Origin of the sequence: Roseobacter sp. HKCCA0882 (assembly GCF_037805225.1) — a bacterium.
GTDB lineage: Bacteria > Pseudomonadota > Alphaproteobacteria > Rhodobacterales > Rhodobacteraceae > M30B80.
In genome coordinates this window covers 746,026-770,404 of the sequence record NZ_JBBLYI010000001.1, presented here as the reverse complement: position 1 = coordinate 770,404, position 24,379 = coordinate 746,026, and the positions used below count along the sequence as shown (strand labels likewise).

Annotated in this window: 24 protein-coding genes, 4 tRNA genes and 1 pseudogene; 12 read left to right on the top strand and 17 right to left on the bottom strand. The window is 56.5% G+C overall.

What is annotated here, in order from left to right:
* The first annotated feature begins 36 nt into the window (after positions 1 to 36).
* Together trmFO and gluQRS are read left to right on the top strand one after the other, a co-directional pair.
* Positions 37 to 1,386, top strand: coding sequence for a methylenetetrahydrofolate--tRNA-(uracil(54)-C(5))-methyltransferase (FADH(2)-oxidizing) TrmFO (gene trmFO, locus AAC622_RS04000; RefSeq protein ID WP_340260429.1), 1,350 nt, complete (start codon positions 37 to 39; stop codon positions 1,384 to 1,386).
* Positions 1,370 to 2,236, top strand: coding sequence for a tRNA glutamyl-Q(34) synthetase GluQRS (gluQRS, locus tag AAC622_RS03995; protein ID WP_340260428.1), 867 nt, complete (start codon positions 1,370 to 1,372; stop codon positions 2,234 to 2,236). The genes trmFO and gluQRS overlap by 17 nt, the downstream gene beginning before the upstream one ends.
* Here gluQRS and hisI read toward each other — a convergent pair.
* A complete protein-coding gene (gene hisI / locus AAC622_RS03990; protein WP_445322615.1) occupies positions 2,233 to 2,604 on the bottom strand; it encodes a phosphoribosyl-AMP cyclohydrolase in 372 nt (123 codons plus the stop codon). The two genes, gluQRS and hisI, sit on opposite strands and share 4 nt — an antisense overlap.
* 87 nt (positions 2,605 to 2,691) lie before the next feature.
* On the opposite strand from hisI, the gene AAC622_RS03985 reads away from it, so the two are divergent.
* Entirely contained in the window at positions 2,692 to 3,138 is a 447-nt protein-coding gene (locus AAC622_RS03985; RefSeq protein ID WP_340261424.1) for an iron-sulfur cluster assembly scaffold protein, read from the top strand.
* Positions 3,139 to 3,310: 172 nt separating this feature from the next.
* Here the strand turns inward: AAC622_RS03985 and AAC622_RS03980 are convergent, their stop codons facing one another.
* From AAC622_RS03980 to sciP, 5 genes and pseudogenes are all read right to left on the bottom strand, one after another.
* Positions 3,311 to 3,433, bottom strand: coding sequence for a hypothetical protein (locus AAC622_RS03980; protein WP_317654970.1), 123 nt, complete (start codon positions 3,431 to 3,433; stop codon positions 3,311 to 3,313).
* Positions 3,434 to 3,523: 90 nt separating this feature from the next.
* Positions 3,524 to 5,623 carry an ATP-dependent DNA helicase RecG gene (gene recG, locus AAC622_RS03975; protein ID WP_340260426.1) on the bottom strand — a complete coding sequence of 700 codons (2,100 nt, stop codon included), beginning with the start codon at positions 5,621 to 5,623 and terminating at the stop codon, positions 3,524 to 3,526.
* Between the two features lie 3 nt (positions 5,624 to 5,626).
* Entirely contained in the window at positions 5,627 to 7,816 is a 2,190-nt protein-coding gene (gene ligA / locus AAC622_RS03970) for an NAD-dependent DNA ligase LigA (protein WP_340260425.1), read from the bottom strand.
* Positions 7,817 to 7,879: 63 nt separating this feature from the next.
* A pseudogene (gene ctrA, locus AAC622_RS03965) lies at positions 7,880 to 8,583 on the bottom strand (response regulator transcription factor CtrA).
* A 93-nt stretch (positions 8,584 to 8,676) separates the two neighbouring features.
* Complete coding sequence (gene sciP, locus AAC622_RS03960) at positions 8,677 to 9,036, bottom strand: CtrA inhibitor SciP (RefSeq protein ID WP_340260424.1); 360 nt, start codon at positions 9,034 to 9,036, stop codon at positions 8,677 to 8,679.
* A gap of 134 nt (positions 9,037 to 9,170) precedes the next feature.
* Between sciP and mnmA the strand changes: the two genes are divergently transcribed.
* Positions 9,171 to 10,316, top strand: a complete 1,146-nt coding sequence (gene mnmA, locus AAC622_RS03955) for a tRNA 2-thiouridine(34) synthase MnmA (RefSeq protein ID WP_340260423.1) — start codon at positions 9,171 to 9,173, stop codon at positions 10,314 to 10,316.
* Positions 10,317 to 10,352: 36 nt separating this feature from the next.
* On the opposite strand, the gene AAC622_RS03950 is transcribed toward mnmA, so the two are convergent.
* From AAC622_RS03950 to AAC622_RS03940, 3 genes are all read right to left on the bottom strand, one after another.
* A tRNA-Asp gene (locus AAC622_RS03950) sits at positions 10,353 to 10,429 on the bottom strand.
* A 34-nt stretch (positions 10,430 to 10,463) separates the two neighbouring features.
* Positions 10,464 to 10,540, bottom strand: a tRNA-Asp gene (locus tag AAC622_RS03945).
* A 149-nt stretch (positions 10,541 to 10,689) separates the two neighbouring features.
* Positions 10,690 to 10,905 carry a superinfection immunity protein gene (locus AAC622_RS03940; RefSeq protein WP_340260421.1) on the bottom strand — a complete coding sequence of 72 codons (216 nt, stop codon included), beginning with the start codon at positions 10,903 to 10,905 and terminating at the stop codon, positions 10,690 to 10,692.
* Between the two features lie 142 nt (positions 10,906 to 11,047).
* Here AAC622_RS03940 and AAC622_RS03935 point away from each other — a divergent pair, with 142 nt between their 5' ends.
* Entirely contained in the window at positions 11,048 to 11,524 is a 477-nt protein-coding gene (locus AAC622_RS03935) for a hypothetical protein (protein WP_340260420.1), read from the top strand.
* Positions 11,525 to 11,544: 20 nt separating this feature from the next.
* Positions 11,545 to 11,934 carry a hypothetical protein gene (locus AAC622_RS03930; RefSeq protein WP_340260419.1) on the top strand — a complete coding sequence of 130 codons (390 nt, stop codon included), beginning with the start codon at positions 11,545 to 11,547 and terminating at the stop codon, positions 11,932 to 11,934.
* A gap of 51 nt (positions 11,935 to 11,985) precedes the next feature.
* On the opposite strand, the gene AAC622_RS03925 is transcribed toward AAC622_RS03930, so the two are convergent.
* The 6 genes from AAC622_RS03925 to tgt all read right to left on the bottom strand — a co-directional run bounded on the left by AAC622_RS03925 (position 11,986) and on the right by tgt (position 17,336).
* Positions 11,986 to 12,061 (bottom strand) — tRNA-Val (locus AAC622_RS03925).
* A gap of 91 nt (positions 12,062 to 12,152) precedes the next feature.
* On the bottom strand, positions 12,153 to 12,758 hold the full coding sequence (locus AAC622_RS03920; protein ID WP_340260418.1) for a histidine phosphatase family protein: 606 nt from the start codon (positions 12,756 to 12,758) through the stop codon (positions 12,153 to 12,155).
* Between the two features lie 58 nt (positions 12,759 to 12,816).
* Positions 12,817 to 12,891, bottom strand: a tRNA-Val gene (locus AAC622_RS03915).
* Positions 12,892 to 12,939: 48 nt separating this feature from the next.
* The gene (locus AAC622_RS03910) at positions 12,940 to 13,398 is read right to left on the bottom strand and encodes an HU family DNA-binding protein (RefSeq protein ID WP_340260417.1); all 459 of its coding nucleotides are present in this window, start codon (positions 13,396 to 13,398) and stop codon (positions 12,940 to 12,942) included.
* A 141-nt stretch (positions 13,399 to 13,539) separates the two neighbouring features.
* A complete protein-coding gene (lon, locus tag AAC622_RS03905; protein WP_340261421.1) occupies positions 13,540 to 15,948 on the bottom strand; it encodes an endopeptidase La in 2,409 nt (802 codons plus the stop codon).
* A gap of 257 nt (positions 15,949 to 16,205) precedes the next feature.
* Positions 16,206 to 17,336, bottom strand: coding sequence for a tRNA guanosine(34) transglycosylase Tgt (gene tgt / locus AAC622_RS03900; protein WP_340260416.1), 1,131 nt, complete (start codon positions 17,334 to 17,336; stop codon positions 16,206 to 16,208).
* Positions 17,337 to 17,429: 93 nt separating this feature from the next.
* On the opposite strand from tgt, the gene rimK reads away from it, so the two are divergent.
* From rimK to AAC622_RS03875, 5 genes are all read left to right on the top strand, one after another.
* Entirely contained in the window at positions 17,430 to 18,815 is a 1,386-nt protein-coding gene (gene rimK / locus AAC622_RS03895) for a 30S ribosomal protein S6--L-glutamate ligase (RefSeq protein ID WP_340260414.1), read from the top strand.
* Positions 18,816 to 18,899: 84 nt separating this feature from the next.
* Positions 18,900 to 19,277, top strand: coding sequence for an SUF system Fe-S cluster assembly protein (locus tag AAC622_RS03890; protein WP_317654983.1), 378 nt, complete (start codon positions 18,900 to 18,902; stop codon positions 19,275 to 19,277).
* A gap of 1 nt (position 19,278) precedes the next feature.
* A complete protein-coding gene (locus tag AAC622_RS03885) occupies positions 19,279 to 19,656 on the top strand; it encodes a HesB/IscA family protein (RefSeq protein WP_317654984.1) in 378 nt (125 codons plus the stop codon).
* An 82-nt stretch (positions 19,657 to 19,738) separates the two neighbouring features.
* On the top strand, positions 19,739 to 20,548 hold the full coding sequence (locus AAC622_RS03880) for an FkbM family methyltransferase (protein ID WP_340260413.1): 810 nt from the start codon (positions 19,739 to 19,741) through the stop codon (positions 20,546 to 20,548).
* A gap of 45 nt (positions 20,549 to 20,593) precedes the next feature.
* Positions 20,594 to 21,322 (top strand): glycosyltransferase family 32 protein, encoded by a 729-nt coding sequence (locus AAC622_RS03875; protein ID WP_340260411.1) that lies wholly within the window; start codon positions 20,594 to 20,596, stop codon positions 21,320 to 21,322.
* Here the strand turns inward: AAC622_RS03875 and AAC622_RS03870 are convergent.
* Entirely contained in the window at positions 21,319 to 22,224 is a 906-nt protein-coding gene (locus AAC622_RS03870) for an isopenicillin N synthase family dioxygenase (RefSeq protein ID WP_340261419.1), read from the bottom strand. The two genes, AAC622_RS03875 and AAC622_RS03870, sit on opposite strands and share 4 nt — an antisense overlap.
* Before the next feature lie 80 nt (positions 22,225 to 22,304).
* Between AAC622_RS03870 and tpiA the strand changes: the two genes are divergently transcribed.
* The gene (gene tpiA, locus AAC622_RS03865) at positions 22,305 to 23,057 is read left to right on the top strand and encodes a triose-phosphate isomerase (protein WP_340260410.1); all 753 of its coding nucleotides are present in this window, start codon (positions 22,305 to 22,307) and stop codon (positions 23,055 to 23,057) included.
* A 6-nt stretch (positions 23,058 to 23,063) separates the two neighbouring features.
* Here the strand turns inward: tpiA and AAC622_RS03860 are convergent, their stop codons facing one another.
* Positions 23,064 to 24,299 carry a DVUA0089 family protein gene (locus tag AAC622_RS03860; protein WP_340260408.1) on the bottom strand — a complete coding sequence of 412 codons (1,236 nt, stop codon included), beginning with the start codon at positions 24,297 to 24,299 and terminating at the stop codon, positions 23,064 to 23,066.
* Positions 24,300 to 24,379 lie beyond the last annotated feature (80 nt).

Genomic DNA, 24,379 nt, shown 5'->3' with positions numbered 1-24,379 from the left:
TTTCACCCTGCCCCGCTTTTGATCTAAGAAGCGCCCATGTTAGATAACGCGCTTCACATCATTGGCGGCGGCATGGCGGGCTCTGAGGCCGCTTGGCAGGCCGCAGAGCTTGGTCAACAGGTCGTCATCCATGAGATGCGCCCAAAGATTGGCACATTTGCCCATCAAACTGGGCATTTGGCGGAAATGGTATGTTCCAACTCCTTCCGCTCGGATGATCACGAACAAAACGCGGTCGGCCTTTTGCATTGGGAAATGCGCGCGGCAGGTGGCCTCATTATGGAAATGGCCTATCACCACCGCCTGCCAGCAGGGGGCGCATTGGCGGTGGATCGTGATGCTTTTGCCCAAGCCGTCACAGCGCGGCTGCACGCGCATCCCAACATTACGATTGAGGAAGGCGAAATCAGCACCCTGCCCGAAACAGGCCATTGGATCATAGCAACAGGCCCGTTGACATCAGGCGCGTTGGCACAGGCCATTGCCCAAGAGGCAGGTCAAGACAGCCTTGCCTTTTTCGATGCCATCGCCCCCATCGTTTATGCCGAGAGTATCGACATGTCGCGGGCGTGGATGCAGTCGCGCTACGACAAGGGCGAAACCGAGGAAGAGCAGCGCGCTTATCTAAACTGCCCCATGACGCGCGACCAGTATGAGGCCTTTATCGATGCCCTGCTGGCTGCCGAAAAAACCGAGTTTCACGAAGGCGAAACGGCGGGCTATTTCGATGGATGCCTGCCGATTGAGGTTATGGCAGAACGGGGCCGCGAAACCCTGCGCCACGGGCCTATGAAACCTGTGGGCTTAACCAACCCGCATCAGCCCGATGTGAAACCTTGGGCTGTGGTGCAGCTGCGCCGCGACAATAAACTGGGCACGCTTTACAATATCGTGGGCTTTCAAACCAAAATGAAATACGGCGCACAGACCGAAGTGTTGCGTATGATCCCGGGTTTGGAGGAGGCACGATTTGCTCGTCTTGGCGGCATTCATCGCAACACCTTCATCAATTCCCCCACGCTTCTCGATGCGCAAATGCGGTTGAAATCCATGCCGCATATCCGTTTTGCGGGCCAAATCACGGGGGTTGAGGGCTATGTTGAATCGGCGGCAATGGGGCTGCTTGCGGGGCGCTACGCGGTGGTAGAATTACGCGGCCTCACCCCGCCCGATTTGCCCAATACCACCGCGATGGGGGCCTTGATCCATCACGTCACAGGCGGGGCGGAGGCGAAAACCTTTCAGCCGATGAATGTGAATTTCGGTCTTTTTCCCCCGGTCGAAGGCCTGAAATCGGGGCGGCGTGGACGCAAAGACCGCTATAAGGCCTATACGGATCGCGCCAAGACCGATTGGCGCGCATGGCTTGATGCCTTCCCTGCCTAAGGGCTGTGTCACCCGATTTGCCCCGTCCCCCACGGGGCCTTTGCATTTGGGCCATGCCTATAGTGCGTGTCTGGCCCATGACATGGCGCGAATGACGCAGGGGCAATTTCTGCTCAGGATTGAGGATATCGACCAATCCCGCGCCCGCCCGCAATGGGAGGCGCAAATTTATGATGATCTGACATGGTTGGGGCTGTCTTGGCCCCTGCCCGCGATGCGGCAATCCGAGCAGATGGCCCGCTATCGCGCCGCTTTGGATCAATTGGCGCAACAGGGCCTGATTTATCGCTGCACCTGCCGCAGGCGGGATATCGAGGCGGCCAGTGCCGCCCCGCAGGAAGGGGCCCCCACATTCGGGCCAGATGGGCGCATCTATCCTGGCACCTGTCGCGGCCAGTCTGTGACCAGTGTCGCCGAGGCCGAAGGGGCGGCCTTACGCCTTGATCTGGCGCGCGCCTTCGAGCGCCTTGCGCAAATGCGTTTCACAGAAACAGGGCCGCGCCATCAGGGGCGGCATGAGATCACGCGCGATACCGCGCTGGCCCATATTGGCGACCCTGTATTGGCGCGGCCAGACATGGGCAGCTCTTACCACCTCAGCGTGGTGGTTGATGACGCGGCCCAAGGCGTAACCCATGTCATTCGCGGTGAAGATTTATTTGAGGCAACCGCAATCCATGTGATTTTGCAAAATCTGTTGGCCTACCCCGTGCCGCAATATCATCATCACGCCTTGATCCGTGATGAGCAGGGCAAACGTCTGGCCAAGCGCGATGATGCGCGCGCTATTGCCCTTTATCGGGATGCAGGAAAAACCCCTGCTGATATTCGTGCAATGGTCGGGCTTTAGCCCTCGGGTTGCATCAATTCGACCTCGTCCCCCTCGCGGATCGCGGTGTAAAAGCAACTGCGGCGATTGGTGTGGCAGGCAGGCCCCGTTTGCCGAACCACGAGCAAAAGACAATCGCGGTCACAATCCACACGCAGATCAACAAGATCCTGCACATGGCCCGAGCTTTCACCCTTAACCCAAAAGGCCGCGCGCGAGCGGCTCCAATAGGTGACTTTGCCTGTTTCTAGGGTTTTTACGAGAGAGGCGCGGTTCATCCATGCCATCATCAGCACATCGCCCGTCTCGGCGCATTGCGCAATCGCAGGGATCAGACCCGCCTCATTATAGCGCAGGCTATCTGGGTCAAATTCCGCAGCACCCGTCATTTCCACATCCCGCCCTTTCCAAATGGTCATATTCACACTAGCTCTTGGGGGGAGATCATGGAAGGGGCCGAGACGCGCATGGCTGAGATGAGCGACACAAAATCCGATTTGGTGCAGCTATATTCGCAGCGAATTCTGGCATTGGCGGCGGATATTCCGCATCACGGGCGGCTTGAGGCGCCTCAGGCCAGTGTAAAGCGGCGCGCCCCGCTCTGCGGATCAACCGTTACAGTGGATTTGGATGTCGCCGAGGGGCGGATCAGCCGCTTTGCCCAAGATGTAAAGGCCTGCGCGCTCGGTCAGGCCTCCGCGGCATTGATGGGTGCCCATATTCTGGGCCGCAGCCGCGCCGAAATTGCCGCCGCCCGAGACGCGCTTGCCGCCATGCTCAAAGGTGAGGGGAACGGGCCAGAGGCCCCATTTGAGGGTTATGAGGTGCTGACCCCCGCCCGCGATTATCGCAATCGCCACGCCTCTATCATGCTGTCACTCGAAGCGACCCTTGAGGCGATAGAGCGCGCCGAAGATCCCTAAAAAAACGCCCCTGCAGGGCAATGCAAAGGGGCGGTCATAGTGATGCGGTGTATCGTTTCAAACGTGCGATTGGGGGATCGCGCGGCCTATCGGCATTGGGGACAGATCCGAGGCAAGGATCATGATGCCAAGGGGGCGCATACCCCCGAAACCTGAACCGCAGGCAGAAAACTTAGAAAAATTGCGGCAGATGCAGCAGCCCCATCGCCAAAACAACAAGGGACATCGCCCCGCACAGATCGGCCAAAAGCGTGGTGGATGAACGCGTGATAATCGTTTTTACATCTGACAACATGGGTCATCTCCCGTTAATGTTGCCTGATTGTTCTCATACCCTGACGCGAATCGTCAAGAACTTTTTAAGAACATTTGTGAACAAAACGGGTCAGCCCGCCGAAATCAGGCGAATAGCCTTATCTTGCTCAAGCAACCATAACAGGGTGCGTGCGGCCTGACCGCGCGGCCCCTCTAGCGATGGATCAAGCGCCAAAAGCGCGCGCGCATCGCTTTGCGCCATCGCCATCAAGCCGCCATGTTGTTCCAGATCGGCCACGCGAAACCGCGGCAGACCAGATTGCGCCGTGCCAATCACATCGCCTGCGCCGCGAATGGCCAAATCTTCTTCTGCGATGACAAAGCCATCGTCCGTATCGCGCAGGACATGCAAACGGCGCTTGGCCGCTTCTGTCAGGCCATTGCGATAAAGCAGCACACAAGTCGATGCACGGCTGCCGCGCCCCACCCGCCCCCGCAATTGATGGAGCTGCGCCATGCCAAAAAGATCGGCCTGTTCAATCACCATAATGCTGGCATTTGGCACATCCACCCCCACCTCAACCACCGTGGTGGCCACCAGAACCTTGGTGCGATTTTCATTGAATTCGGTCATGGCCGCATCTTTTTCAGGGCTGCTCATTTGCCCATGGACAAGGCCCACCACCCCCTCGCCCAGTCGTGCGCGCAAGGATTTAAAGCGTTCTTCAGCGGCGGTGGCCTCGTAAACTTCGGATTCCTCAACCAATGGGCAAATCCAATAGGCTTGCTGACCCTCTGCCACCGCCTTTTGCAGATGTGCCACCACCTCATCCATCCGCGCCTCGGACACCAAGGCCGTGGTGATCTTTTGACGATTGGCGGGTTTTTCATCCAAGATCGACAGATCCATATCGCCATATTGCGCAAGGCTCAGCGTGCGGGGAATGGGCGTGGCCGTCATCACCAACATATCCGCCAAAGCGCCCTTTTCCCCCAATCGCAGGCGTTCGCGCACGCCAAAGCGGTGCTGCTCGTCCACAATCGCCAAACGCAGATCGGCAAATTCAACATCCTCTTGAAACACGGCATGAGTGCCGACCAAGATCGCGATATCGCCGCGCGCAAGGGCGGCCAGTTTTGCGGCCCGCTCGCGCCCCTTATCCGCCCCAGTGAGAACCTCAAGCACGACACCTGCCGCTTCGGCCAACGGGCGCAGATTGGCGGCGTGCTGTTGCGCAAGGATCGAGGTGGGCGCCATCATCACCCCCTGCCCACCCGCCTCGACCGCAGCCAAAAGCGCCATCAAGGCAACAAGGGTTTTGCCCGCCCCAACATCGCCCTGCAACAGGCGGCTCATCCGTTCAGGCGCGGCCATATCGGCCACGATTTCCGCAATCGCGCGGGTCTGTGCGCCCGTGGGGCTGTAGGGCAAGCTTTGCAGAACCTTGGCCCGCAGCGCACCATCACCATGGCTGATCCGCCCTTTGCGCCGCTTGGCCCGCGCCCGCGCAAGGGCAAGGGTCAATTGATGGGCAAACAATTCGTCATAGGCTAGACGCAGCCGTGGCTTGGCATTGGGGGCGGCCTCACTGGGCGATTGCACATGGTGCTGTGCCCGCATCGCAGTGGCCCAATCGGGCCACCCCTCGCGCGCCTTGAGGGCGGGATCAATCCATTCGGGCAGGTCAGGCACGGCTTGCACGGCATCAGCAATCGCGCGCGCCATGATCTTTTGCGTCAACCCTTGCCCAAGCGGATAAATCGCCTCGAATTTAGGGAGGGTTTCCGCCTCCTCAACAGGCAGGATGTGATCGGGATGCACGATTTGCGCAATCCCATCGAAAAGCTCTACCTTGCCTGAGATCAGACGCCGCGCGCCTATGGGCAAGAGCTTTTCCAGATAGGGCGCGCGCGCGTGAAAAAATACCAGATCAAAGGCGGTTTGACTGTCGGTGACCGTGACCCGATAGGGCCCACGCCCGCGGGACGGGGGTGGGCGGTGACGGATCACCTCAACCTCTAACGTGGCAATGCGCGGTGGGGTGATTTCGGCGAGGCGCGTTACGGGGCGGCGATCCACCACCCCCACGGGCAAGGTGTAAATCAGATCTTTCGGGGTTTCGATATGAAGATGCCCTAAGGCCTGCGCAGCTTTGGGGCCGATACCAGATAGGCCCTCAAGGCGCGAGAAGAGCCCGAACAAAACCTCTGGTCGGCCCTGCGCGGCCATGGGTTAAAGATCCCCGATGAGGGCCAACCACGCATCTTCGTCAATGGTTTCAATGCCCAATTCTGCGGCCTTTTTGGCCTTTGATCCTGCCCCAGGCCCTGCAACCAAAAGGTCGGTTTTGGCAGAAACCGAACCTGCGACCTTGGCCCCCAAACTTTCGGCGCGCGATTTGGCCTCTGCGCGGGTCATCTTTTCGAGACTGCCCGTGAATACCACTGTCTTGCCCATGACGGGGCTGCCCGACACATCACGAATAGCGGGCGATTGGATCTCAAGATGGGCCACAAGCCGTTCGATTGACGCATATTCACGCGGCTGCGCCCATGCCTCGCAGAGCGCTGTGGCAACTGTATCCCCGATGCCATCAATCCCCGTGATTTCGGCCCATGCGGGACTGTCCTCAAGCAATTTTTTGCGCGATTTGGCGTCAGGCGCTGTTGCGGCAGGCTCAAGGCGGGCGGCATGAATGGCTGCATTAAAGGCGGCCCAACTGCGGAAATGTTCGGCCAAATCCTTGGCCGCCACTTCGCCCACATGGCGGATGCCCAAGGCAAAGATCAGACGGCCAAGGGGGATTTGACGTTTCTCTGCAATCGCCGCGAAAAGATTTTGCGCAGATTTATCCCCCCACCCCTCGCGGTTTTTCAGCTGCTGGATACCGCTGCCATAGCGTGCCTCAAGCGTGAAAATATCGGCAGGCTCGGTGATCCATCCGTCTTTGTTGAATTGTTCGACTTGCTTCGCCCCTAAACCCTCGATGTCAAAGGCCGCGCGCGAGACGAAATGCTTGAGGCGCTCGACCGCTTGGGCAGGGCAGATCAGCCCGCCCGTGCAGCGGCGCACGGAATCGCCCTCCTCACGATGCGCCTCTGATCCGCATTCGGGGCATGTGGTGGGAAAGATATAGGGCTGCGCACCCGCGGGGCGCTGAGTGACATCCACATCTGCGATTTTGGGGATCACATCACCCGCGCGATAGACCTGAACCAAATCACCCACCCGAATATCGCGCCCGGCACGGATCGCCTCGCCTGTGTTGTTGCGGCCTGCGATGTAATCCTCATTATGCAGCGTTGCATTCGAGACAACCACACCGCCCACTGTCACGGGGGCAAGCCGCGCCACGGGCGACAACGCGCCTGTGCGCCCCACTTGAATGTCAATCGCCTCGATCCGCGTCCATGCCAGTTCAGCGGGGAATTTATGCGCAATGGCCCAACGCGGGGTGGTGGCGCGCAACCCCAAGCGGCGTTGCAAGGCCAGATCATCGAGTTTGTAGACCACCCCATCAATATCATAGCCCAGACCCGCGCGATCATGGGCAATTGCCTGATAATGGGCGATAATCGCCTCACGGCTCTCGCAGCGAATGGTCAAGGGATTGGTCTGAAATCCAAAATCACGCAATTTCGCAATCAGTCCAGATTGCGTGTCTGCAAGCGGAGCGGAGACAACCCCAAGCGCATAGGCAAAAAACCGCAGCGGGCGCGCGCGGGTGATCTCAGCATCCAATTGGCGCAGCGATCCTGCGGCCGCATTGCGTGGATTGGCAAAGGTTTTGCCCCCTGCCTGCTCGACGCGCGCGTTGAGCGCGGCGAAATCTGCGTGGCTCATGTAAACTTCACCGCGCACTTCGAGAATATCGGGACAATCGCGGTGGTGGATGGCCTGCGGAATATCGGCAATCGTGCGGGCGTTGGCAGTGACGTTTTCGCCCGTCTCCCCATCGCCGCGCGTGGCGGCATGCACCAAAACGCCGTTTTCATAGCGCAAAGACAGGGACAGCCCATCGATTTTTGGCTCGGCGGTAAAGACCAAGGGCGTGGTATCAGACAGGCCCAAATAGCGCTGAATGCCCGCGATAAATTCCGCGACATCGGCCTCGTCAAAGGCATTGGCCAAGGACATCATACGTTCGGCATGGGTGATTTTGCCGAAGCCCTCGGCAGGGCTGGCGCCGATTTGTGCGCTTGGACTATCGCCGCGGATTAGATCGGGAAACCGCGCCTCAAGATCCGCGTTTTCGCGTTTCAGGCGGTCATATTCCGCATCGCTGAGGGTGGGCGCGTCTTCTTGGAAATAATCCTTATTGGCGCGCGCCAAAATATCGGCCAATTCGGCCAAACGCTGTGCCGCCTGATCGCGCCCTAAGAGGGATACCCCTGCGCCCGTGTTTTGATCTTCTTCTGACATAGACCGCCTCGCCTGACTGCTGCCCTATAGATATGGGCAGCAGCGGCAGAGGTCTAGCGCAGATCAAGCCGTAGCAGCCAAAGCGGCCTTTGGATGCGGGTCACGCAGCACGTAACCACGACCCAAACCGTTTCAATATGGTTCTGACCGCCCGAAGCCTCAGACAGTTTTTTGCGCAATTTACAGATAAAAACGTCAATGATCTTCAATTCTGGCTCATCCATGCCGCCATAAAGATGATTGAGGAACATCTCTTTGGTTAATGTCGTGCCTTTGCGCAGCGATAGCAGCTCAAGCATTTGGTATTCTTTGCCCGTCAAATGCACCGCGCGCCCCGCCACCTCGACCGTTTTGGCATCAAGGTTGACGCAAATCTCACCGGTTTTGATCATCGATTGCGCATGCCCCTTTGAGCGGCGGATAATAGCATGGATGCGCGCCACCAGTTCCTCACGATGGAAGAGTTTGGTGAGGTAATCATCAGCGCCAAACCCGAATCCTTTGAGTTTGCTATCCGTATCATCTGCCCCTGTCAGGATCAGGATCGGCGTATCAACCCGCGCCATACGCAATTGGCGCAGCACCTCTAGGCCCGTCATATCAGGCAGGTTCAGATCCAAAAGGATCAGATCGTAATCATATAACTTGGCCAGATCGATGCCTTCCTCACCCAAATCGGTGCAGTAGACATTCAGATTGGCATGCCGCAGCATCCTTTCGATGCTTTTCGCGGTGGTTGGATCATCTTCAACCAAGAGAAGCCGCATTTTCTAACCTCCTAATACTCGCTTAAAGAGGACAATCGCGTCAAAAGGTTAATTTAGCTTTAATGCAAAATATGTATAAATTACATATATTATTTATTTTGACTGCGGCCAACTCAATCTTTGCTCGCCTGATGGCGGGCGCGCGGCAGAGCCAGCGGTGGGTGATTTTTCGCCCTGCTCGCGTGGATAGTTTTGCACCGCTGTGGCCTTCAGTGCCGCCTCACCATAGCGGCTGGCCTTGGCAAGCCAAGTGTCCAATTCCTCCGCCGAAAGATCCCAACGGCTGAGTGCCTCGTCCCGTGAAATAAGGCCCGTGGCAATCGCCCGCAAAACGCAGGCCTTTCGGCTTGCGACCCAGCGGGTGGTATCTGCGGGAGGCAAATCTGCACGGGTCATCTGCTGACCATTAGGCAGCGTGACACTGACAGGGCCTTTGGGTTTGCGGATATACATAACCTTATCCTTATTCACGAACGCAGGCCTAGGGCTAACCCCCGAGCCTTAAGGCAAGGTAAGCGTCCAAGCCTTCAGCCCCTTGTGAATAGATAAGATTTTCCTATATTCCGCCCTATCATCTGGAGATCGACATGCCCCTTGACCGCCCCAATGCGCCGCTCAACTCGCTTGGCTTTGCCAAACCCCCGCAGGAGACGCGGGTTGTTGTGGCTATGTCTGGGGGGGTGGATAGCTCGGTTGTGGCGGCCCAATTGGCCGAAGAAGGCTATGATGTGGTGGGCGTCACCCTGCAACTTTATGATCACGGTGCGGCCTTGGCAAAAAAAGGGGCCTGCTGTGCAGGGCGCGATATTCACGATGCGCGCCGTGTGGCCGAAAATATGGGCTTTCCGCATTATGTCCTTGATTACGAAAATATCTTTAAGGATGCGGTGATTGACGAATTCGCCGATGCCTATCTCGCAGGGGCCACGCCTGTGCCCTGCATCCGCTGCAACGAGCGCGTGAAATTCAAAGATCTGCTTGCCACCGCCCAAGAACTCGAGGCCGATTGCATGGCCACGGGGCATTATATTCAGCGCAAAATGGGGGCTGAGAAAGCAGAGCTTCATTGCGCCGCGGATGCAACACGCGATCAGTCCTATTTCTTGTTTTCGACCACGCAAGCGCAATTGGATTTCCTGCGCTTTCCTCTTGGTCATCTGTCGTCTAAGGAAGAAACCCGCAAACTGGCCCATAAATATGGGCTGCCCGTGGCTGATAAGCCAGACAGCCAAGATATCTGCTTTGTGCCAAATGGCGACTATGCCAGTGTGATTGAAAAATTGCGCCCCGGCGCGGCGGATCCGGGCGATATCGTGGATATGGAAGGCCGTGTTTTGGGCCAACATAGTGGCGTGATCCATTACACAATCGGCCAACGCCGCGGCCTTGGTATTGGGGGGCTGGCTGACCCGTTATATGTGGTCAAACTTGATCCAGAGGCGCGTCATGTCGTGGTCGGCCCCAAGGAGGCCTTGGCGACCCGCCATATCCCCGTGCGCGAAATCAACTGGTTGGGTGATACGCGCTTTGACAGCAAAAAAACCCGCGAGGTTGCGGTCAAAATCCGCTCAACCCGCCCGCCACGCGCGGCCCTGATCCATCCGACATCCCCGACAACGGCGATGGTGGAATTGCTGACCGCTGAGGAAGGTGTCAGCCCAGGTCAAGCCTGTGTCTTTTATGATGAGAACAGCAGTCGAATCTTTGGCGGTGGATGGATCCATAAAGGGTAAACAGCCCGCGCATTTTTCGTGGATCTAGGGAAGAAGTGGCGCGGTTGACGGGGCTCGAACCCGCGACCCCCGGCGTGACAGGCCGGTACTCTAACCAACTGAGCTACAACCGCGCAGACGAACAGGAGCTTTGGGGCGCGATGGTGGTGGCGCGGTTGACGGGGCTCGAACCCGCGACCCCCGGCGTGACAGGCCGGTACTCTAACCAACTGAGCTACAACCGCTCACCATCGGCCACAGGCAACCCTGTAGCGTGCAGGGTGTCTATGCTGCGCGCCCTGCCCCGTCAAGGCCTCCTTTGGCGCGATTGACGCAAAAAATGCGCAAAAGCAAATTTGCGTTTGACCGCATATGCGCAGGGAAAGTTCCGACCTTACCTTGGCTGCGCTTTTGCCTCGCTCAATAACGCGTAGGCCAGCAGTAAAATCCAGCCCAATCCCGTCCATCCCACCACGATGTTCAGAATGAAGACACCAATGGTGCGCTTATGGCCACGGAGGATCGCAACGAGGGTTGGAAAGAAGAACGCTGCGACAATCACAATCGCATAGGTCGCCAGAAACCCGTCCAAACTTGGATCACCTGTCATTCATCTGCCTCTCGCTCATCCCAAGTTATCCTGCACCCGTTCCACTGCAATGTCGATATTCACTTTATCCGCAAAACATTAGACAAATTTATATTTTGAGCTAGGTTTATTCCAATAAATAAAGGAAATAAGGGACAAACAGATGCGAAAAATCTTGCTTTCAGCGGCGCTTGTCGCGGGGTCATTCTTCACCACATCAGCGGACGCGTGTCCAAATTGGAACTTTCAAGCGGCAGAGCAATATAGCGGCAGCGGAAGCTATTTTTACACGCCTCGCTATTATAATATTGTCGCTGGGGGTGATTATTCGCTCTCGAAATGCAGCCATATCCGACCGGCCACAGATGTCGGTCCGGGATTTTTCCCAGATCGACCAGATTTCCGATTCAACGTCACGGGCATGGCGGCTTACGAGTTGCATATTCGCGTGGTCAGCGAATGTGACGCGGCCCTTTTGATCAATACCGCATCGGCAACTTGGTATTATGATGATGACGATAACGGAAATCTTGACCCCCGTATCATCCTAACCAACCCGCAAGACGGGCCGATTGATATTTGGGTTGGCACCTATGATGGGGCCTATTGCAACGCCCGTTTGGAAATCGAAAGTTTCTGATCAAATTTGGCCGCACAGTGATGATTGTGCGGCCAATTCATATGACCGATGAATATGATGAGTGCCCATTGACCCGTAAATCAATTCTTGCCGCTCTTGCCCTATGCAGCCTTGCCCCTATTGCCCGGGCCGATGAGGTGGCTTTTGCCGTGGATGAACGCAGCTTTAGCAGCAATTATGCCTGCGTCACCGCCTCTGACCGCGCCGTGAACCAAGTCGTCTCTTGGGTCGATTTTTCGGGCGGCGATGGCGCGGAATATTTGTGGTATCAAATCAACGGCAATATTTTTGTGACCATGAAATGTTACAACAATCAGCTGTATTTCATCCATGTGCATCGGATTGGGGATACTGGTGACGCGGGCAATATCCGCGACCGCATTACGGCCCTGCTTTACACGGCGAAATGATCGCGTGCGCCCTTTGCATCAATCAGATTGAGGATTGGGGAGGGAAGCGCGTGGTGGGTGATGAGAGACTCGAACTCCCGACATCTTCGGTGTAAACGAAGCGCTCTACCAACTGAGCTAATCACCCTCGCCAACGCGTGAAGGCGTATTAGCCGCATGATGCGGGGATATGCAAGCCCGATCTGCAAAGAATTTTGCCCCAAAGGCGCAAAGTTTTCTCAAAACCCAATCTTCATCTCACCCCCATTGGCGGTAATCACATAAACCCCGCCCTGCGCATGGCCCAAACGTGCCGTTTGGTCAGGGTCTAGCCCGCGCAAAAGGCCGCGCAAGGTTTGGATCACAACACCATGGCTGACCAATAGGCTTGGCCCCTTCAAATCAGCCACAAGATCCTGCAGACGCGCCTCAAGGGCCGCGCGCGTTTCGCCCCCTTGGGTCAAGAGAGAATGACGATAGACCTGTGCCTCGGTGTCAAAGCACACAGGCCAATTCGCCTGCACCTCGGCCCGCGTAAGCCCATGCCATTGCCCCATATTCACCTCGCGCAGACGCGCGTCTTGCACGAGGGTCGGCAAATCGGGATAGGCCCGCGCAATCAACTGCGCGCTGCGTGCCGCGCGCCCAAGTGGACTGGTTCGGAAATCTGTCACCGCGTCATAGCCTTGACGGGTAATCATTTCCTGCAACAAACGACCTTGCGTCTGCGCCTGCGCAACCCCATTGGGGGTAAGCGCAGAGTCGAGCCAACCTTGAAACCGATGTTCGTTGTTCCATTCGGTTTCCCCATGGCGCAGCAAATATATCGGAAAATTTCGCCGCATCACAAAGATCACCTCGCCCGTGGGTCACAGACCGGCCCTGCCTCAATAATAGGCCAGATGGTGGGTGATGAGGGATTTGAACCCCCGACATCTTCGATGTGAACGAAGCGCTCTACCACTGAGCTAATCACCCGTTCTGCGCGGGGTTCTTCTAGTCAGCCGCGCCCCACTGCGCAAGGGTTTAGTCTTGGTCGGTTTCCTCGGCGCTTGCGCCGCGTTTATCAGCCTCGATCAGTTTTATCCGCGCCACCATCGGGCGCCCATCCTGACCATCCTTATCTTTGCGCAACATGACCTTGCCAAATGGCGGCAGGATCAGGTCGCGCCCTTGATCTAGGGCTTCGGCCATCTCGACCAGAACCGCATCCATGACGTCGCGCGCATCCGTACGTTTGAAACCCACGCGCATCGCAACCGCCTCAAGCAGGGCGCGGCGCTTCAGAGCCTCAATCTTCGCTTTGGGTTTGCTGTCAGATTTGGGGGCGGTCACGGCCTTGAGCGCAGGCTTGTCAGACGGCTTTGCTGTTGCTTTTGCCGCCGCCTTTGATTTGGGCGCGATCACCGCCGCGACCGAGGCCACCGCAGGTTTTGGTTTCGCTGCCGCCTTATCCGTTGTGGATCTTGGTGATTTTGGTGCCATGTGCGCCCCATTTGGCCAATCCTACCTAAGCCGCATAGTATCGGGACATATTATGTATGAAAGATATATATTTTTATTTTCCAGCACCCGCAAAACCCCCGCCATGAATATGACGGGGGCAATTTCGCGGAATGCGCCACGTTAATGGGTTGTGGCGCTGCTGTCTTTTGCAGCCTCAAGCGCGCGCTGTGCGGCGGCGGCGGCCTCTGCATCCTCATCCCAATCAATCGGTTCGGGCTGACGCGTCAAGGCCTTCGCGAGAACCTCGCTGACATGGGACACAGGGATAATTTCCAATCCCTCTTTCACATTGTCAGGGATTTCGGGCAGGTCTTTTTCATTTTCCTGCGGGATCAACACGGTTTTGATCCCCCCCCGCAACGCGGCCAACAGCTTCTCCTTAAGGCCACCGATGGCCAAGACATTGCCGCGCAGCGTCACCTCGCCCGTCATAGCAATATCACGGCGCACGGGCGTTTGGGTCAGAACCGACACGATAGACGTCACCATCGCAATCCCTGCACTGGGGCCATCTTTCGGGGTTGCCCCTTCTGGAACGTGGACATGGATATCCCAACCGTCCAGTTTCGGGGGCTGCACGCCGATTTTGGGCGCGATAGAACGCACATAGGAACTGGCCGCATCGATGGATTCCTTCATCACATCGCCAAGCTTACCCGTGGTTTTCATACGCCCCTTACCCGGCAGGCGCAGCGCCTCAATCGACAACAGGTCACCGCCCACACTTGTCCAAGCCAGCCCTGTGACAACACCGATTTGATCATCCGATTCCGCCAGACCAAAGCGATAGCGGCGCACACCAAGCATCTCTTCAAGGCGCTCACGGGTGACTGTCACCGATTTCTCGCCGCCCTTGAGGATCGCGGTCAGGGCCTTGCGGGCAAGTTTCGCAACTTCGCGCTCTAGGTTCCGCACACCCGCCTCACGGGTATAATAGCGGATCACATCGGTCAGCGCCTCAGGCTCGACCGCGAATTCCCGCGCCTTGAGATTGTGGTTTTTCACCTGCTTTGGCAGCAGATGCCGTGTCGCAATTTCCAGTTTTTCATCTTCGGTGTAACCCGAGAGCGAAATGATCTCCATGCGATCCAACAGCGGCGCAGGCATGTTATAACTGTTCGCCGTGGTCAGGAACATCACGTTCGAGAGATCATATTCAACCTCCAAATAGTGATCCACAAATGTGGCGTTTTGTTCGGGGTCGAGAACCTCCAACATCGCACTGGCAGGATCCCCACGGAAATCTTGACCCATCTTGTCGATCTCATCGAGCAGGATCAGCGGATTGGTGGTTTTCGCCTTTTTCATCGCCTGAATGATCTTGCCAGGCATCGACCCGATATAGGTGCGGCGATGGCCCCGAATTTCGGACTCGTCCCGCACACCACCCAGACTGATGCGAATAAACTCGCGCCCCGTGGCCTTCGCCACCGATTTCCCAAGCGAGGTTTTCCCAACACCCGGAGGGCCCACAAGACAAAGGATAGGCCCCTTCACCTTGGTCGAACGCGCCTGCACCGCAAGATATTCGACAATGCGCTCTTTGACCTTTTCAAGCCCGTAATGATCCGCATCCAAAACCTCTTCGGCGCGGGTGAGGTTCTTTTTCACACGGCTTTTCACGCCCCAAGGCAGCGAGACGATCCAATCGAGATAATTGCGCACCACAGTCGCCTCGGCGGACATAGGCGACATATTTTTCAGCTTTTTCAGCTCTGCATCGGCCTTGTCGCGCGCCTCTTTTGACAGTTTGGTGGCGGCGATTTTTTCTTCTAGTTCGGCCACCTCATTGGCGCCGTCTTCGCCATCCCCCAACTCGCGCTGAATGGCCTTCATCTGTTCGTTCAGATAATATTCGCGCTGCGTGCGCTCCATCTGCGACTTCACGCGGGTTTTGATCTTTTTCTCAACCTGCAGCACGGACATTTCGCCCTGCATCAGGCCATAGACCTTTTCAAGGCGCTCGGAGACGTCAATCGTTTCAAGCAAATCTTGCTTTTGCGCGACATCAACGCCGAGATGCCCCGCGACCAGATCGGCCAGTTTTTGTGGCGCTTGGGTTTCAGAAACCGAGGTCAGCGCATCTTCGGGGATGTTTTTCTTGATCTTGGCATAGCGCTCAAACTCGTCTGCCACCGACCGCAACAAGGCCGTTGTTGCCGCCTCATCGCCCAATTTTTCTTCAAGCGGCGCGGCCTCTGCCTCAAAAAACTCGTCCGTTTTGGTGAATTTCTTGATTTTGACGCGGGATTTTCCTTCGACCAATACTTTGACTGTGCCATCGGGCAATTTCAGCAATTGCAGAACCGAGGCCAAGACACCCACCGAATAAATTCCTTCTGGTTCAGGGTCATCAATGGCGGGGTCAATTTGACTGGACAGCAGGATCTGGCGATCATCCTGCATCACCTCTTCCAGCGCGCGCACCGATTTTTCGCGCCCCACAAAAAGCGGCACAATCATATGGGGAAACACGACAATGTCGCGCAGCGGCAGAACTGGATAGGTTTCGTGAATTTCTGGCATCATGCCTTCCTTTTCTTCGTGGCAAGAGAGCGCGCGATCCCATCTTTGGCAATCATTTGGCTCTCTCCTCATGGAGCAGCTACATTTGGGCAGCCTTGAGACGCATTTCAAGCGGGGAAGTTAATCTATGGTTTACGCATCAGGGCCGCGCCTTCAATCTGCGTGCCATATTGCGCCCCTGCCAATCTTGACGCGTCTTGCGGCTGCATTTCATGCAATGCTGCACTAGGGCGCGGGCAGTGACAAGCCGAAAATCAGGGTTATATCGGCTCGATATCGCCCTCTGCGCGGGCAGCGTGGAAGCCCGCCTTAAACTGGGCGAATTGCCCCGCCTCGATGGCCCCGCGCATCCCTTCCATAAGTTCTTGGTAGTAATGCAAATTATGCCATGTCAGCAGCATCGAAGAAATAATCTCGCCCGCGCGGAACACATGATGCAGATAGCCGCGCGAATAATTGCGACAGGCGGGACAGGTGCAATTTTCATCCAAGGGGCGCGGATCATCTTGGTGGCGGGCATTTTTGATATTCACCTGCCCCCGCCGCGTCCATGCTTGCCCCGTGCGCCCCGAGCGCGAAGGCAGCACGCAATCCATCATATCAATCCCACGCGCCACAGCCCCCACGATATCATCGGGCTTGCCCACCCCCATCAGATAACGGGGGCGATCTTGGGGCAAGAAATCAGGGGCGTAATCGAGGCAATCAAACATGGCCGCCTGCCCCTCGCCAACGGCGAGACCACCGACCGCATAACCGTCAAAGCCAATATCACAAAGCGCTTCGGCGCTTGCCTGTCGCAAATCGCGCTCTAGCCCGCCTTGCATGATACCAAAAAGCGCATGACCCGGCCTCTCGCCAAACGCAGCTTTCGAGCGCGCTGCCCATCGCATGGACAACTCCATCGAGGCCGCAATGCGATGTCGATCCGCAGGCAAAGCGGGGCATTCATCGAAACACATGACAATATCCGACCCCAGCAGCGCCTGAATTTCCATACTGCGCTCGGGCGTCAACATATGTTTTGACCCATCCACATGCGAGCGGAAGGCAACCCCTTCCTCCGTCAGCTTGCGCAGATCTGCCAGGCTCATCACTTGAAACCCGCCGCTATCGGTAAGGATAGGCTTCTGCCAATTCATGAATTTGTGCAGGCCCCCGAAACGCGCAACCCGCTCAGCGGTGGGGCGCAGCATGAGGTGATAGGTGTTGCCCAAAAGAATATCTGCACCTGTGGCTGCAACACTTTCGGGCATCATTGCCTTGACCGTTGCAGCCGTGCCTACAGGCATGAAGGCGGGCGTGCGGATTTGCCCACGCGGGGTCGAAATCACGCCACGGCGCGCCTTGCCATCTTGGTGTAATAATTCAAATGCAAACTCTTTGGGCACGGGATAAAGCCTCGCTCAGATTGGGCCTCTGTTCATAGGCGATTCTACGCCAATGCCAAGGCCCGAGAATGATTTCACCAGATGGGGTATCGCATGGATCAAGTCTTTAAACTTGGTTGGGAAGAATGGGTTGGCTTGCCGCAATTGGGGCTGCCTGCGCTGAAGGCTAAGGTGGACACAGGCGCACGCACCTCGGCGCTGCACGCCTTTGATATCGAACTCTTTGGCCCCGCTACTAAGCCGAAAGTGCGGTTTTTGATCAATCCAATTCCTGCCCGCCCCGATTTGGCGATTGCCTGTTCTGCAACCATCCATGACCGCCGCAATGTGACCAGTTCCAATGGTGATACAGAGGCGCGCTATGTGATCCTCAGCCCGCTCGAGATCGGCCCGTTGCGGCAAGAAATTGAAATCACGCTCACCGATCGCGCGAATATGAGCTATCGGATGCTTCTGGGGCGGCAGGCGATTGGGGCAGATTGGATCATCACCCCCTCAGAAAGTTTCTGTCAGCCGCAACGCAGTTACGAGGTCTATCACACCGCTGCGGTCAAAGAGACCGCGCCCAAACGCGCGCTGCGCATTGCCGTTCTGAGTCGCGAACAAAACTACACCACACAAAAATTGCAGGCCGAGGGCGAGGCGCGCAGTCATGTCGTTGAAGTGATCAACACAACCCGTTTTTATATGGCGCTAAATGCCATGACGCCTGCGGTTTATTATAACGGGCAAGAATTGCCAAAATATGATGCGGTTATTCCCCGCATCGGCCCTTCGATTACGGCCTATGGTGCGGCGATTTTACGGCAATTTGAAACGCTTGGCGTCTATTGCCTGAATGGCAGCGCCGCCATCACCGCAAGCCGTGACAAGCTGCACGCCCACCAAATTCTGTCGCGCCACCGCATTAGCATGCCCCAAACGGCCTTTGCGGCAAGCCCAAAGGACACCAACAACCTCATCACCTTGGTGGGCAATGCCCCGTTGGTGGTGAAATTGTTGGAATCGAGCCAAGGCAAGGGCGTGGTCTTGGCCAAAACCAAGAAAGCCGCGCAATCAGTGATCAATGCCTTTCGCGGCCTATCTGCGAATTTCCTTGTGCAAAATTTTGTCAAAGAGGCCGCAGGCGAGGATATTCGCTGCCTTGTCATTGATGGCAAAGTGGTGGCTGCGATGAAACGTGTGGGGGCGGCGGATTATTTCCGCTCGAACTTGCATCGTGGCGGCACGGCGGTCAGCGTGCGCATCACCCGCGAGGAACGCGAAACCGCCATTCGATCTGCGCGCGCCTTTGGCCTTGGGATTGCGGGGGTCGATATGCTGCGTGGCGCTGACGGGCCTAAGGTGCTTGAGGTCAACTCTTCGCCGGGCTTTGAGGACATCGAGGAGGTCACTGGCAAAAACATCGCTGCCCATCTTTATAGCGCCATCGAAAAACATGTGCGCCCTGCCCCCATCAAACGCCGCCCGCCGCGGTGATGAGCGTCACTTACCCTTGCCCTTGGCCCACCCTTTCCTTATATGTTTAGTCAGGAATTCGTCCCGCAAAGGATATGGCCCAAGATGACCAGCACTCCCGATCCGATGCCGCAAGAAACGCTTGAAGGGGCGCCTTTGATTGCGCCCTCTAGCACGGACCACCCGCTTTACGACACGGTGGTCGAGGCCTGTCGCACTGTTTACGACCCTGAAATTCCAGTGAATATTTATGATCTGGGCTTGGTCTATACGATCAATATCGATGCTGAGAACGCAGTCGAGGTAATCATGACCCTAACCGCACCGGGCTGTCCGGTTGCGGGCGAGATGCCTGGATGGGTGGCAGATGCAATCGAGCCGCTCGAAGGGATCAAGCAGGTCGATGTCAAGCTGACATGGGAACCCCCATGGGGCATGGATATGATGAGCGATGAAGCCCGGCTTGAGCTAGGGTTCATGTAAGATGTTCGGCATTCCAGGAAAAGCGGCAGTAACCCTTACCCCCGCTGCGATTGGGCAGATCAAGAAACTGATGACGCGTGACGGGCATCAGGGGCTGCGCATCGGGGTGAAAAAGGGCGGCTGCGCGGGCATGGAATATACGATGGATTACGCTGCGGAGATTGACCCCCATGACGAGGTGGTCGAGGTCGAAGGCGCGCGCGTTATGATTGCGCCCATGGCGCAAATGTTCCTCTTTGGCACAGAGATCGATTATCAAACCTCGCTTCTTGAGGCAGGGTTCAAATTCAACAACCCCAATGTGGCCGATGCCTGTGGTTGTGGTGAATCGATCAAGTTCAAGGATGTCTCAGAACTCAACGCAGAACGCGAGGGCTGACGCACCGCATCGCTTGCGAAGCGCGATTTCTGCCCCCTATAGTGAACCCGCTAAACTTGGGACGGGCACAAGGGGTTGATCCGTGCAATCAGAAGAATTTGAGGCGCTGTCGAAAAAAATCGACAGCTTGATTTCGCTCAATGCGCAAATTGCGGCGCAGGGGCGCAAGGCGCTGTTGGATGCAGAGGGCATTTTCACATTCAACGCCTTTGGCGAGACGATCCGAATGTATTTGCCTGATGTGGCCCAAGATGTGATCCAAGGCCTGATCGCCACCACAGGCAGCTTTTTCGAAATGAACCATCTGACGGGTGTGTATCATGACAAACTGATCCCCGCGGGCGGCACGGTTCTGGATATTGGCTGCAATATCGGAAATCAAAGCCTATTTTTTGCAAAAGTGATGAAGGCCACAAAGGTCATCGCCTTTAATCCTCAACCCCATTGCCAGCGTATTTTCGAACGCAATGTTCAAGAAAACAATCTCAGCGGTGTGCGCTTTGAGTTGATGGGCCTTGGACGCGCAGCCGCGAAAATGCAAATCACGCGGTTTGATCCCAATAATTACGGTGCAACCCGATTTGAACTGTCTGACGGCGGAACATTTGAGGTGCAGTCACTGGATTCCTATTGCGCCAAAGCCAAACTCAAGACGATTGATTTCATCAAAATTGATGTCGAAGGCATGGCCCTTGAGGTGATTGCGAGGGCGCATAAAACCTTGGACAGGTTCAAACCTCCGATGTGGATCGAATTGATCCCCCGCTTTGACGAAGTGGCCCCTGCGACCGAGGCTTTGAAGGAAATCGGATATGAACTGGCCTATCGGTTTGGCCGCACTGATTATCTGTTTCACCACAAGGATAATAAAATCACAGCCGCGCCCGAATAATCCATGACGCGATAAAATGGGTCACTGAGAGATGAAAGGCCTCTGATGTCTGCTTCGCAAACGGTCGACAAACGGCTTGGGCAAATCTGGATTGGCCCGCTTGATCCACCGCTTCAGTGGATGAAAACTTGGCGCGATATGCACCCTGACTGGGACTATACCCTATATGACAATCAGTTTTTGACGGGACGCAAATTCAAATGCCATGCGCAGATCACTGAATATTTTCGGCAAGGGGAATATGCGGGCGTATCAGATTTGATGCGCTATGAAATTCTCTATGAATTTGGCGGGATCATTCCTGAAACGGATTCCATCTACCTGCGCCCCGTCCATGACCTTCTTCACCATCAAGGCCCGTTCACCTGCCGTGAGGTGGAAAATGAAGTATGCGATACCCACGGAATGCCGCGCAAAAAGGGCCTGCTTTGCCCCATTCTGGGCAGCCCCAAGGGCCATCCAATTCTCGCCGCTTTGATCGAAGAACTGTCACAATCAGATCCAGCCACTTTGCCAAAGCCATGGAAAGGATCAGGAAATTTTAGGTTGCGACAGTTTTTCAAGCGGCATCGGGATTTGGCGCGGGGCCTTTATGTGTATCCCGCCTATATGTTCGTGCCGGAACATTTCCGCGGATGGCGCTATGAGGGCCCCGAGCACCCGTTTTGCAGACAGTTATGGGGCACGACAACAAGCGGCCACTCAACCACAAAAACCCCGCAAAAGATTGAGGAAAGCCGCGCAGAAATCTTTGCCGCGCTGATGGCCGCTTAGGCGGTTTTCATATGCAGATAGGTTTCTGCGTAGCGGCGGCTGAGGTGATCGCCTGCACGGATCACCTGATCTGATCCTGCGGGTGCGACATTGGCATCATAATTAGGGTTGAAAAACAGCGGGATGGAAATGCGCTCCTCCGCACCGCCTGAGACGCGGTGCAATGTGGCCTTCACCCCGCCCTCGCTCCACATCTCGAGCATTTCGCCAAAATTGATGACAAAGACACCCGGCTCAACCGCGACAGGCAGCCATGAACCATCCCGCATCTCCACCTCAAGGCCTGCCTGCCCATCCGTGGCCAAAAGGGTGAGGCAGCCATAATCGGTATGGGCCGCGATGCCGAAATCCTTTTCACCCGCCCAATCTGGACGGGGTGGATAGAAATTTGCCCGCAACAGCGCCATGGGGCGGTCGAATTTATCGGCAAAATAATCCCCGTCCTTGCCAATTGCCCGTGCAATCGCCGCAAGCAGGGCCAAGGACACAGCACGCGCTTGCGCAAAATACTGCTCGACTGTTTCTTGAAAACCTTCAGGGGCTTCGGGCCAAAGATTTGGCGCATAAACAGGCAAATGCGCCATTGGATCGCCATCGGGCACCGGCAAGCCACAGTCGAACACTTGTTTGTAATCAGGGTTTGCCTTGGGATCGACCTGTTCGGATTTGGAGGCACCCCACCCGCGATTGGCCCCTGTGCGCACCATATCCACGGCCGCTTTGGCCGCATCATCCATTTTGAAAAAACGGCGATAGAGCGCGATTAACTCTTGAACAGCCTCGCCCGAAATCGGTGTATTCTGAAGCGTCAAAAACCCAACGTCACGCGCGCCATAAGCGATAGTCTCAAGGGTCTCGGCATCACCTGCGATCATTTTCTGAAAATCAATTCGCGGTATCATCACGATTCTTACCCCATATTGGCTTGACCCTTGACTGCATCCTTGCCACCCATAAAACCAAAGATAAAGAGGAGAGCGCGATGCGCAGAAAACTTGCCGCAGGAAATTGGAAGATGAACGGGCTTTTGGCGAATATGGCCGAAGTGCAAAGCCTGATTGCGGCATTCCCTGCACCGCAGCCAGTCGATATTTTGATCTGTCCGCCCGCGACCTTGCTGGGTGCCATTGCCGCACAGTGCCGCGACAGCGCCATCGCGCTCGGGGGGCAATATTGCCATACCGCAACGGCAGGGGCGCATACGGGCGATATTTCCGCACCCATGCTGAAGGACGCAGGGGCGGATTATGTGATTGTGGGCCATTCCGAGCGGCGCGCTGATCACGGCGAAACCAACGCCCAAGTGCGCGCGCAGGCAGAAGCGGCATTGGAGGCGGGGCTGAATCCCATTATCTGCTTAGGTGAAAGCGAGGCAGAACGGCGCGCGGGCCATGCCCGCGCGGTTGTTGAAGCACAGCTTGACGCCTCACTCCCCGATCAAGGCGCGTTTGTAATAGCCTATGAACCGATTTGGGCGATTGGCACGGGGCTTGTTCCTGAACTGGGTGATATTGCCGAAATCCATGATGCCATGCGCGCTAATCTGGCTGCCCGCTACGGCGCGGATGCCGCAAAAAGCGTGCCGCTGCTCTATGGCGGATCAGTCAAGCCAACCAATGCCGCCGAGATTTTCGCATTGGAAAATGTCGATGGTGCTTTGGTGGGGGGGGCCTCTCTGAAGGCGCAGGATTTTGGCCCCATCATCACGGCATTGGCCGCATCAGACGGGGCCTGAACGCGCTTAATTGGCCGCCACAAAGCGCTGGATCACCAGACGCACCATGCCTGCGCTGTTATCATATTGCCGCAAGCCCACCAAATAGCTGCCCCCGCCAAGAGGCTGCGCGATTTGGCTGTCATATCCAGACCCGCTATCGTCATTATAGGCAAGCTCACGGCCCACTGGATCGTAAAGGGCCAGAATTGGGTCAGAATTGCCCATGCCAACCGCATCAATCAGCAAAAGCCCATCCTCTTGCATAGACACGAGGAACCATTGCGCCTTGCCTGATACGCTGACATCGCGCACGAACTGCCCCGAAATTGCGCCCAAATCCGTGATAGGATAGCTGCCACCGATAGGGGGGCTGGCCTCTAGCGCCTCATACATCTGCTGCATGGCACGCATTGGGTCGTAATCGCGCAAGGTCACTGTCACAGGCGCGTTTTGATCTGACAAGGCGCGCATCGCGATACAATAGCTGCCTGCAGGCAGCGGGTCAGCCATGTCAATCTGGCTATCAAGACCCATATGGTCGTCATTTTCCGCCAAGAGCCGCCCATCTGGCCCATAGAGATAGATATAGGGATCAGCCGCACTGTTTTCGGCTTGAATGGTCACCGCCGTTGGGGTCGAAAGGCCAAAGCGATAATAGGGCGTGCTTGCCACGCTGCCTGTTTGGCTGATACCTGCGCTCAGCTCAGCTTGGCTCAAGGCCCCCGCCCCCAAAACCGTGGCGGGCGTATCCGCCGTGCAGGGCGTAACCCCTGCAAAGCTGCCTGTTCCTGCATCCAAACCCATCGTCAGCGCAGGATCGCGATCACTGAGGCCAATACGCAGGTCAACTGCGCCAGCGGTTCCACTAAAATCGCGCACCGCAACGCAATAGCGCCCCGCCGCCAAGTTGATCTCACCGCGCGCAGCAAGGTTTCCGCCGCTATCGTCATCATTCAAGATCAAACGGCCCGTTTCGTCATAGAGGTCTAAAACGGGATCAACCCCACCCTGCCCCACCGCCTCAACGCGCAGATTTGCAGATTGCGATAATGTGAACAGCCCGACCGCCTGATTGCCCGCAGACAGGCCAAGACCCGTCAGATCAAAGGCCGTGCTTGCTTGGCTGAGGTCAGAGGCGGCCTCGGTGCCATTGGCCCAAAGACCCATGGCCCCCATTCCCCCACAAAAATCCTGCGCAAAGGCAGGGCTGCTTGCCGCAAACAGCCCCAGTGACAAGGCAAAAGACATACGTGCCGACATTGGTCAACCCCTATTTATGCTGCATCCGTCACGCCAAGCTTAGACGCAATCAGCGCCGAACGGGAAAAAATTTGCGTGAG